At 43.8% G+C, this 10,172-nt stretch carries 10 protein-coding genes; all 10 read right to left on the bottom strand.

Annotated elements, in window-relative coordinates:
* Window positions 1-955: 3-deoxy-7-phosphoheptulonate synthase (gene aroF / locus AC1DLM_RS18845; RefSeq protein WP_477570826.1), on the bottom strand; the 955-nt coding region annotated here is incomplete at its 3' end.
* A 154-nt stretch (window positions 956-1,109) separates the two neighbouring features.
* Entirely contained in the window at window positions 1,110-1,649 is a 540-nt protein-coding gene (locus tag AC1DLM_RS18840; protein WP_441991107.1) for a DUF2062 domain-containing protein, read from the bottom strand.
* 36 nt (window positions 1,650-1,685) lie between these two features.
* Window positions 1,686-2,642, bottom strand: a complete 957-nt coding sequence (locus AC1DLM_RS18835) for a 4-hydroxy-3-methylbut-2-enyl diphosphate reductase (RefSeq protein WP_441991106.1) — start codon at window positions 2,640-2,642, stop codon at window positions 1,686-1,688.
* Window positions 2,643-2,688: 46 nt separating this feature from the next.
* Window positions 2,689-4,164, bottom strand: coding sequence for a sensor histidine kinase (locus AC1DLM_RS18830; RefSeq protein ID WP_477570825.1), 1,476 nt, complete (start codon window positions 4,162-4,164; stop codon window positions 2,689-2,691).
* Window position 4,165: 1 nt separating this feature from the next.
* Window positions 4,166-4,855 (bottom strand): response regulator transcription factor, encoded by a 690-nt coding sequence (locus tag AC1DLM_RS18825; protein ID WP_171630021.1) that lies wholly within the window; start codon window positions 4,853-4,855, stop codon window positions 4,166-4,168.
* Between the two features lie 115 nt (window positions 4,856-4,970).
* Window positions 4,971-6,557 (bottom strand): S1C family serine protease, encoded by a 1,587-nt coding sequence (locus tag AC1DLM_RS18820; protein ID WP_477570824.1) that lies wholly within the window; start codon window positions 6,555-6,557, stop codon window positions 4,971-4,973.
* Window positions 6,558-6,695: 138 nt separating this feature from the next.
* Window positions 6,696-7,109: a YugN family protein gene (locus AC1DLM_RS18815; protein ID WP_477570823.1), complete on the bottom strand. Its 414-nt coding sequence runs from the start codon at window positions 7,107-7,109 to the stop codon at window positions 6,696-6,698.
* Window positions 7,110-7,211: 102 nt separating this feature from the next.
* Window positions 7,212-7,862 carry a response regulator transcription factor gene (locus AC1DLM_RS18810; protein ID WP_477570822.1) on the bottom strand — a complete coding sequence of 217 codons (651 nt, stop codon included), beginning with the start codon at window positions 7,860-7,862 and terminating at the stop codon, window positions 7,212-7,214.
* On the bottom strand, window positions 7,846-8,898 hold the full coding sequence (locus tag AC1DLM_RS18805) for a HAMP domain-containing sensor histidine kinase (protein WP_477570821.1): 1,053 nt from the start codon (window positions 8,896-8,898) through the stop codon (window positions 7,846-7,848). The genes AC1DLM_RS18810 and AC1DLM_RS18805 overlap by 17 nt, the downstream gene beginning before the upstream one ends.
* 9 nt (window positions 8,899-8,907) lie before the next feature.
* Complete coding sequence (gene liaF / locus AC1DLM_RS18800) at window positions 8,908-9,966, bottom strand: cell wall-active antibiotics response protein LiaF (RefSeq protein ID WP_477570820.1); 1,059 nt, start codon at window positions 9,964-9,966, stop codon at window positions 8,908-8,910.
* Window positions 9,967-10,172: the final 206 nt, after the last annotated feature.

The raw sequence follows: 10,172 nt of genomic DNA, 5'->3' as shown, positions 1-10,172 counted from the left end.
GATCTGGGAACAACGATTGTACGCCGTCTCCTGTCATTGAATTGTCCGGATCTGTATGCATCTCGATGATTAATCCGTCCGCACCAGCTGCTACAGATGCTTTTGTCATTGGAACTACCAACTCTCTGCGTCCTGTTCCATGACTTGGATCTGAGATAACCGGCAAGTGACTCAACGATTTAAGGACTGGAATAGCTGACAAGTCTAACGTATTTCGTGTGTACGTCTCGAATGTACGGATTCCGCGTTCACAAAGCATAACATTCGGATTGCCGCCAGCGAGAATGTACTCAGCTGCATTCAAGAATTCATCATACGTAGAGCTAAATCCACGCTTGAGCAATACTGGCGTTTGAATTGTTCCTAATTTGCGAAGGAGATCAAAGTTTTGCATATTACGCGTACCTACTTGCAGAATGTCCGCGTATTCCGCACATACATCCACGTACTCCGGTGTCATGACTTCTGTGATGGTAAGAAGACCATGTTTCTTACCCGCCTCCGCCATCATGATCAAACCTTCAACACCAACACCTTGGAAGCTGTATGGACCTGTTCTTGGTTTAAAAGCACCGCCGCGCAGCACCTGTCCGCCAGCTGCTTTCACCAAGCGAGCAATCTCATCGATTTGCTCTGGTGTTTCAACTGCGCAAGGGCCACCCATGACAACCAGTTGTTCCCCGCCGATTTCAACACCTTTAATAGAAATAACTGTATCGGCAGGATGGAAATCACGACTAGCCAGCTTGTAGGACTTCGAGATTTTCACAACTTGCTCAACACCAGACATTTGGCGAAGCTGTTCCGCTAATTTCGGATCCGCTTGACCAATGATCCCAATTACTGTACGATCCTCACCTTTGGAAACATGCGCTTGAACCCCTTGCTTTTCGATAAATTGCACAATTTCCTGAATACGCTCATCCGAAGTTTTGTTTGATGTAATTGCGATCATGTGATCCACGCTCCTATTTCATTTATTTTGGGGTATTTGATTATCATTTCACTAACACGCTTCAACGCTTGTTCGCTTCTACGCTTTTATGCTTTTAACCGCTAAAGTAAATATACAACGCTTGACGAGATTTCGTCAAGCGCTAATTTATTACCTATTCTTTTGCTTCACCCGGAGCTAACTGATCTTTACGTATTCTACGTTTTTCTTTACGGCGATTCGTGTGGTACTTGAGCAGAAGCACGACTGGGAAATAAGCAATAATACCAAGGAAAAGACCTACGACCATCCCACCGACAATTAAATCCAAACCGCTACGAATAATATTAGAGAGGAGATGCGGTAGATGGTGGATCAGATAGATCTTAAAATGCTTCGGCACTAAATATTCCCCGACCTGCTTATTAAGAATGGAAAAAGGTATATAGATGACTTTACCGAACACAAAGCCAATTAAAGCCGCAGGCAAGTTTGCTCTCAGTAGATAAACCAATGGAAAAATAAGAACAAACGCAAACCCTGCAGTCGGTAATGTGAACATCTCAACAAATAGTCCAATCGAAAAGCCTCTTGCTACCATGGAAGGACCGCCCTTGGCACGTAAAAGAAGTAAATATTTGAATTTGAACCAACGTTTAGTACTTTTCCAATCGTAGCGAGCTTTCATCATTTTCACCTTCTGAGTACTTTGCATGCTAGTTTCAATCCCGTCGAGTGGAATAAGCAGGAATTACACGGTACTTGCTGCTTTGGATTTAACAGGGGGAATTAGTTTCTTCATATTAATAGTACGTTTTATTTCCCAACTGGTTTCATCTTTCGCATCGTAATTTTCTAAATAGGTAATGACCTCTTTGGTGATCGGTGTGGGTGTAGATGCCCCTGAAGTTACACCTACTTTACGAACATTCGCCAACCATTCTCTGTTTAGTTCTGAAACATCTGAAATACGGTACGCCATGACGCCAGCGATCTCTTGTGAAACCTGAGCCAAACGGTTCGAATTGTTGCTTTTCGGATCGCCAACGACAATGACCAGATCAACTTCTTTCGCCTGCTCCGCGACGGCTTCTTGACGAACCTGCGTTGCCAAGCAAATTTCATTATGAATTTCAGCTTTTGGGAAAAGCGTTAATAACCGATTCATAATATGTTTAATATCCCACTGACTCATCGTGGTTTGATTCGTAATGATGATTCGATTCGACTCCAGGTTAAGGTGTTCAGCATCTTCCAGCTTCTCAATCAAGTGCACATGATCTGGAGCTACGCCAATAGCACCTTCTGGCTCAGGATGCCCCTTTTTCCCGATATAAATAATGTCATAACCGTCTGCTACTTTTTCACGAATTAGATCATGCGTCTTCGTTACATCCGGACATGTTGCGTCTACAACAGTAAGTCCTTTGTCACGCGCCAAACGTCTTACCTCAGGAGAAACCCCATGTGCAGTGAAAATAACAGTCCCTGTCTCCACTTGCTGCAAAATCTCAAGGCGATTCTCGCCATCCAGCGTAATAACTCCTTCCTCTTTGAAGAAATCAGTCACATGCGCATTATGAACAATCATGCCTAAGATATATATAGGTCTGGGAAGATTTAAATTTTTAGCAGTTTGCATGGCGAGCGCCATAGCATCAACAACCCCATAACAGTAACCTCTGGGGGATATTCGAACAACTTCCATCTGTTCCACCTACCTAAACCGTTGTATTTCTTCTAATTATATCTGATTATATGGCATGAGGGAAGTTTGCCGGCAGCCAGATTAAAAAGGTACTTCCTTCGTCCTTCCGAGTGGTGACTTCAACAGACCCATCATGCTCATCAATGATCCATTTGGCAATCGATAAACCAAGCCCCGTACCMGTCGTAACCCCTCTGGATAAATCCGCGCGATAGAACCGATCGAAAATATGAGGAATATCTTCTTTATCCATCCCTATGCCAGTATCCGAGATTCGTATGCCAATAAAGCTGTTTCTGCGTATCGCCTCAATGGTTACAGAACCCGTTGGTGTATATTTAAAAGCATTTTCAATAAAGATGAACAACAATTGCTGCAGGTAATCACGGTTTCCTTGTACAATGGCATCTTCGAGGGCATCAAGATCCCCCACTTGCCATTCAGCCTTGTGCTCGAGCAACTGCGCTCTCCTTACTACTTCGTGAACTAGCGACTTGAACTCAATCGGATGTTTCTCCATAAGAACACCAGCATCAGCCCTCGCAAGCGCGAGTAAATCATTGACTAACCTGCTCATCCGCTGCGCTTCCCCGGCAATATCGTGCATAGCTTCCAAGGACATCTGAACCTGGTCTGGCGTAGCCAACTCTTTGGTCCCCGACGTTTGCTTCCACATTTTCTCCAGCAGATCCACATTCCCACGAATCGTCGTTAGGGGTGTTCTAAGCTCATGGGACGCATCTGAGACGAATCGCCGCTGTGCGCGATAAGCTTCATCTAATTCCACATACGTAATTTGAATACGGGCAAGCATGCCATTAATCGTATTCGTCAATCGGCCTATTTCATCTAAAGGTCCATCATAGTAAATACGCTTCTCTAGATCGTCTCCACTTTCGATTTGATTCGCGGCATCTATGACTCGCTCAATCGGTTTTAATGCCTTACGTGCTAAGAACCAACCTAGGGAGGCAGCGACGAGAATCGTAAGAATCGCCCAAATAATCAGCGTATTACGAAGCGTTACTGCAGTCTTCTCATAACTACCAATTGGTACGGCAGATTGTAAGACACCGATAAGATTTCTCCCCTGCTCATCGGATCGGATACCTAAATGGTAGATGAGAATATCTTGATTTAGAAACTTGGTTTTCTCAAAAAAACCATCCTGTGTTTGCAATTTATTGATAACCGCTTGACTCAAAGGTAATGTTTGTTGATAATTCTGCAAATTCGCTGATCGATTATAGCTCTTAAGCAAAACATTATACAATTGTAAGAAGGTATTCGTAGATAAGAAATCCCTAGCCTCCAACTCTAAATCGAGCGCAAGACCTTTCTTTGAAAGAACGTAACTTGTCTGAATACGCGCCGCGCTTGTGACAGCTTCCTTCTTCAAATCCTCACGAATTTGATCATAAAGGAAGAAGTTCAGAAGGAAATAGAGAACAATGCCAAAAAGCAGCATCGTGATGGCCAATATGCCTGAATACCATAGCGTAAGCCGCAGGCGAAGCGACATCTTAATTTTCCCCTCTCAATACATAGCCTGCTCCTCTGACCGTTTGAATCAAACGTTTGTGGCCAAATTCTTCTGTTTTCTGGCGTAACAAAGCTATGTAAACCTCTAAGACGTTGGACTCGCCGCTGTAATCGTAGCCCCAAATCTTCTCCATGATAATATCCCTCGACAGAACTCGCTTCGGATTCTGCATAAATAAATGCAATAAATCGAACTCTTTCGTCGTTAATTCAATTAGCTTCTCATCGCGGAAAACCTCACGTGTATCTAAATCCAAGATCGCATCTTCAAAGCTAAGCCGATTATTCGCCTGTTCAGGTCGTTCCGTTCTTCGACGAAGTAATACTCGCACTCTCGCAAGCAGCTCTTCCAAAGCAAAGGGCTTGACCAAATAATCATCAGCGCCTAGATCCAAACCTTTGACACGATCACTAATATCGTCCTTCGCTGTCAACATGAGAATTGGCACTTCGCTGCCGCTCTCACGAATCCGACGAACAACTTCCCAGCCATCGATGTGCGGCATCATGACGTCCAAAATAATAAGCTGCGGCTCTGTCACCAGCATTTGCTTGAGACCTTCTAAACCGTTAGCTGCTGTGGTAACCAAATAGCCTTCAAAAGCAAGCCCACGTCTTAACATGGATGTGATTTTCTCGTCATCGTCAATAACCATAATATTCTCTCTCATTGGTTCGCCCCCATTCTATCTTCTATTGTAGCAAAATTACCGACTAGCACAAAGAAGCAGAGCCTGCAAGCTTGAGGCCGCGGACTCTACTTCCCTTCAATTAAGTGCTTGGAACTTACTGAGCTGGTGTCTCAGCAAGTGTATTTTTGTCTCCTACCGTAACTGGAACTTCTGTTTTCTTACCATCACGAATAATACCTAACGTTACTTTGTCGCCAACTTTCGTTGCTTGAACTTTCGTAATCAACTCTTGTGAGTTCTTGATTTTGGCACCATTCAGCTCAACGATGACATCATATTGACGTAAGCCTGCAGTGAATGCTGGACTCTTACGTTGAACACTGCCAACCAAAGCGCCGTCTGTGTTAGAAAGCTTCAATTCACTAACCCAATCTTGACCAATATCTTGCAGACCAACACCAATAAAAGGAACTGGCTCTTTCGGAATCGTAACATTATTCTTCAAGTTATCTAGAACAGAAGAAATTGTGCTAGTCGGAATTGCAAAACCAATCCCTTGCGCTTGTGAGCTTACCGCTGTGTTGATCCCAATAACTTCTCCGTTAAGATTCAAGAGAGGACCACCTGAGTTACCAGGGTTAATGGAAGCATCTGTTTGCAGTAAATGTTTATACTCACGTGTCCCCTTCTCATCAGGGATACTAATTGGACGTTCTTTCGCACTAAGTACACCAACGGTTACTGTGTGATCGAATCCGTAAGGGTTACCAATCGCAACAACCCAATCACCTACGTTTACGTCATCCGCTTTACCAAGTGGAAGGATCGGGAAATCTTTTGTTCCTTCAATTTTCAGTACTGCTAAATCCAAATCGTAACTGTTACCCAGCAATTTCGCTTTAAACGGCTTCTCATAGCCTTCTACGGTGATTTGAATTTCATCCGCGCCGTCAACCACATGCTCGTTCGTTAGGATATACCCTGTTTTCTCGAAAATAAAGCCGGTTCCCATACCTGCTGGTTGCAATTGTCCGCTTCCTGAGTCATTTTGACCACTCTTAGGTGTCGTTTGACCACCGCCATTATCGCCAAAGAACTGACGGAAGAATGGATCATCGAACAGTGAGTTTCCACCATTGCTGCGACTCGATGTCTTCGGCTTCACGAGTGATTCAACCTTTACAATGGCAGGTCCTGCATTTTGAGCGATCGCGGCAATATTGCCTGGACGAACAACATCAAGCGCAGCATTCTTCACTTCACCGCCATTACTATTCGAGCTGCTTGCTACGGTTGTCGCTGAACTTGAACCAGAAGCTAGCGGTTGATTACCTGAAAACATGTTCGTTTTATCCGCTGTAAACATCAACGCACCAACAACGAGCGCTCCTGCCATGAATGCTGCAAAAATGCTTTTTACCGAAGAACGCTTCTTCGCATTAGGATCCCACGCCGCTGGACCTTGAGGTGCATTCTCCGAACCAAAGCTGAAGGGACGCAGCGTCTTAGGTGGTGTTACTTCAACATTTGAAGTGCCTTCCGAACTTGTAGAAGAAGTTGCTAAGGATTGACCTTCACTTTCTTCATTAAAAGCAGATTTGTAAGGCCCATAGGAGTAATAGTAGGAAGGTCTTTCTTTGTTAGGTTCTTGCGCTTCGTTACTGCGGGATTGCTCCTGCTCGTTGTTATCATTATTCTGCGGCTTGAAAAAGTCGCTGTAGTCTTTTTTATTTTCATCCATGGGTCTTACCTCCATAATTAAAGTTATAAGTGCATGCTCTTTTGAAGGATCTTGTTGTTCTCTATGTGTCTATCATGCACTCACAACCTTAAACGAATATTAAAAAACAATAAAATGGAGGTAAAAATAGGACATTTATTAATGAGTCCATGCACTTTCAACTGATTTTAATACGTTTGCGGCTTCTTTCACCCATTTATCCTCAATACTAGCATCAGAATCCAGTGGTGCTTGGAACTGATCAACCAATGCGCCTGCTGTCTCGATGTCGGCTTCGGGATCTAATCCTTCATTATAGACATGTTTCAGAACAAAAGGAGTACCGACCTCAACGACCGCATCCGTCGCTTCCACATCGCCTTCAATTCTGCCCGTGATGACTTGAACGGGAATTCGCAACCAAACTTTATTTGCCTCATCCAGTGATCGATCAAAGTAGCCATGGTCATAATCCCAACCGCCACCTAAGTTAAAATTAAATTGTTCTAGCTGGGCACGCACCTTATCAAATGTTTCCTGTACCTGCTCCAGTGAGGAAGTTAGTGGTTTCATAGCGACTCTACACTCCTTAAGCGCTCATATTATTTTACTTACGCATAGAATGTGCCAAATTGACGTTTTTATGTGCGATAGTCCCTCAATTTGTTCGTGCTGTTAAACCCATCCTTTTCGATGAGCGAAAATCGCTAATTGTGTCCGATCGTCAAGCTCACACTTCATCAACAGGTTGCTAACATGTGTTTTAACTGTTTTGATACTAATAAAAAGCTCTTCGGAAATATCCTTGTTGCTTTTTCCTTCAGCAATTAAGAGGAGGACTTCACGTTCCCGCGTTGTTAGCCCTTCCTGCTCCGGTAATTCACTCCGCTGTCTAATGCCTCTAGTCAACGCTTGCGACACTTCAGCATTCATAACTGGCATGCCGCGGTAGGCACTCTGAATCGCGTGAATCAACTGATCGGAAGAAACGGTCTTCAACATGTAGCTAATAGCTCCGGATTCAACAGCCTCCAGCACCTTGGCTTCCTCCAGAAAAGAGGTCAGCATAATTACTTTTATCTGTGGAAATTGATCACAAATTAGCTTCGTCGCTCCAATCCCATCCAACACAGGCATCGTTAAATCCATTAGAATGACATCAGGCAATGATGTAAGGCTTTCTTCCTTCAACTGATCAAAGGCAGATTGACCATTCGCCGCTTCCCCCACTACCTCTAAACCAGGCTCCAATGAAATGTAAGTACGCAGACCCACTCTCACCATGTCGTGATCGTCCACGATCATGACTTTAATGTTCGGATTCATTCTTGTTTCCCCCTGAATGCCCTGAAAATCGCGGAATACGAACGCGCACCCGAGTTCCTGAGCCTAATTTGCTATCAATCTCTACTTCTCCGCCTAGTTTTTGCGCTCGTTCTCTCATGGTTGATAAGCCGTGGGAAGCAGAAGGAATATCTCTTCGTTCAAAACCTTGACCATCGTCCTGCAATTGCAGCACATATTGATGCTCTCTCTCGTAGATCGCCAATCGGACTTGTTTGGCCGAGGCATGTTTAATGACATTCGCAAGTCCTTCTTGGATAATGAGAAAAAACTGATGTTCTATCGCCTCTGAAATAATTTCAGGCAGCGAAACATCAAGTTGACCCTGAAGTTCATGGGTCCGGCAATATTCCGGGAACCATTTCTCCAAGGCTTCTTGTAAGCTCATATCTTTTAATTCGATCGGTCGTAGTTGTGAAATGAGGCCGCGCATCTGCTTCTGAGCATGATGGGACATCTCAATGAGCTGGTTCATTAGCGATGGTGCAGCCGCTGGGTTTCTTTCTAATATTTTGGGAAGTGAGGAAGCCGACATATGGATCGCGAATAGCTCTTGGCTCACTGTATCATGAAGATCTCTCGCAAGCCTGCGTCTTTCTTCCATCACAGCGCTCTCTGTCAGCTCCTGATCCCGAATGGCTTCGGCTTCCCCTAGCTTTTGCATCAGCTGCACGCGTTCTTCAATGGAAGTTGCCATGCTGTTAAAAGCATCATACAAGTATAAGAAGGGTTCTACTGGCTCCATGTCAATTCGAACAGAGAAGTTCCCTTTTGACAATTCCAGCATTGCGACATGAAGCTCGTCTACCTTGCGCTGCCACCTTCTAGTTGCAATGAAACCTACGGACAAGCTCACTACAAGAATCGCGAAAGCGAACCACAAACGGAACTCCCAAGAACTCAGTTCCTTCTCGTAATATTCAAGTACGATATAAATACCTGAAACCGTTACTACGCTCGAAATTAGAAAGTAATTCAGCAGCTGCCACTTCATATTGAACATTCGCAATTTGTACATGCTCCATCCTTAACCTATCTTTTTAATGGTAATATCGCCGATAAACATACTTGTTGTTACAACGATTTTATGTTCCGCCTCTTCATAATGTGAGGTTTGCGTTCTGATGTTGCGTAGAAAACCACTTTCACGCCGATCAAGAACCTTCATATCCCCAATAAAGGAACTTGCCATAACTCGAACCTCAACATCCATATCGTTCGGGATGAAAATTTTCACATCGCCAATAAATGCCGTAACATGAATCGTTGTTTCGCCACGTGGAATTGACGCACGCGTAAGATCGATAACAGAATCGCCAATAAAGTGAGAGATCTGAATAGGCTTTAATTCCCAAGCCTCTTGGCCGAGGTGAACATCGCCAATAAAACCATGACGGTGTAGAACATTACCTGAATCGAAATTATGAACGAAGCCATCATATTTGTGTTGGTGTTTGTGTTGGGAGTCTGTCCATTCTCCATGCTCCTCGTCCTTTGGATACGTGCCGTGGATATCCTTCAGCACTTCCTTTTCTTCCGCAGTAAGGCCATGTTTCATACTATTCGCCGAAGTATGATCCATGTGTTCTTTCGAATTGCTGGAGAGATCGCCAGACAGGTTCCAATTTCCAGACTCCCAATGTTTCTTATACCCGGAATGTCGTGCTCGATTCGCTTCTCGCCGAGCTTGTCTTTCTTCCTCTTTTGCTTTCTTAATGGAAGGCCACTCAGGCGACTCTTTCTTACCCGGTTTAAAAATCACATTTAATCCAAAAAGTATTAAAGCAACTGGCGCAAGAAATTTAAACATTTCTCCAATAGAAAGGTCGGTTACATTTAGATTTTTCAAAAGAAATATGGTTCCTACGCCGCACATCATCAAGCTGCCTATGGATCCACCCCAATGGTACTTTCGCTGTGAGACAAAGCCAATGAGCCCATAAAAAATCAGAATTGCAGGCCAATACGTAGATACTAAATAGCCGATATCAATTTGAATGATTCCTAATTGATTTAGTAAAAAGAGTGCGCCCGCGGATACGAGTACTAGCCCCCAAATCATTCTTTGAAACATATGCGGATTCATACGTTCTTCCTCCATTTGTGTAAAGCGTTGTTAAGATAACTCTAGTTTATAAGATACAAGGGGGAATGAAAAGAGACGGTAGATTGAAGGCGATCTCCGCCTCAAGACCGATATTACAAAAGCCTTCACTAGAAAACCTAACATGAGTGTCGTATAAGACGAACATTTTACCGTATATGTCATGTATTCTTACGTATTGCGTTGAC

The organism is Paenibacillus sp. 01T442 (assembly GCF_056398345.1).
The sequence above is the reverse complement of the archived record's forward strand: the minus strand, read 5'-3'. Positions and strand labels throughout refer to the sequence as shown.

Coding starts and splice junctions, on each gene's coding strand:
- AC1DLM_RS18840 (WP_441991107.1), bottom strand. CDS start 1,649: ATGCAAAGTACTCAGAAGGTGAAAATGATGAAAGCTCGCTACGATTGG.
- AC1DLM_RS18835 (WP_441991106.1), bottom strand. CDS start 2,642: ATGGAAGTTGTTCGAATATCCCCCAGAGGTTACTGTTATGGGGTTGTT.
- AC1DLM_RS18825 (WP_171630021.1), bottom strand. CDS start 4,855: ATGAGAGAGAATATTATGGTTATTGACGATGACGAGAAAATCACATCC.
- AC1DLM_RS18820 (WP_477570824.1), bottom strand. CDS start 6,557: ATGGATGAAAATAAAAAAGACTACAGCGACTTTTTCAAGCCGCAGAAT.
- AC1DLM_RS18815 (WP_477570823.1), bottom strand. CDS start 7,109: ATGAAACCACTAACTTCCTCACTGGAGCAGGTACAGGAAACATTTGAT.
- AC1DLM_RS18810 (WP_477570822.1), bottom strand. CDS start 7,862: ATGAATCCGAACATTAAAGTCATGATCGTGGACGATCACGACATGGTG.
- AC1DLM_RS18805 (WP_477570821.1), bottom strand. CDS start 8,898: ATGTACAAATTGCGAATGTTCAATATGAAGTGGCAGCTGCTGAATTAC.
- liaF (WP_477570820.1), bottom strand. CDS start 9,966: ATGAATCCGCATATGTTTCAAAGAATGATTTGGGGGCTAGTACTCGTA.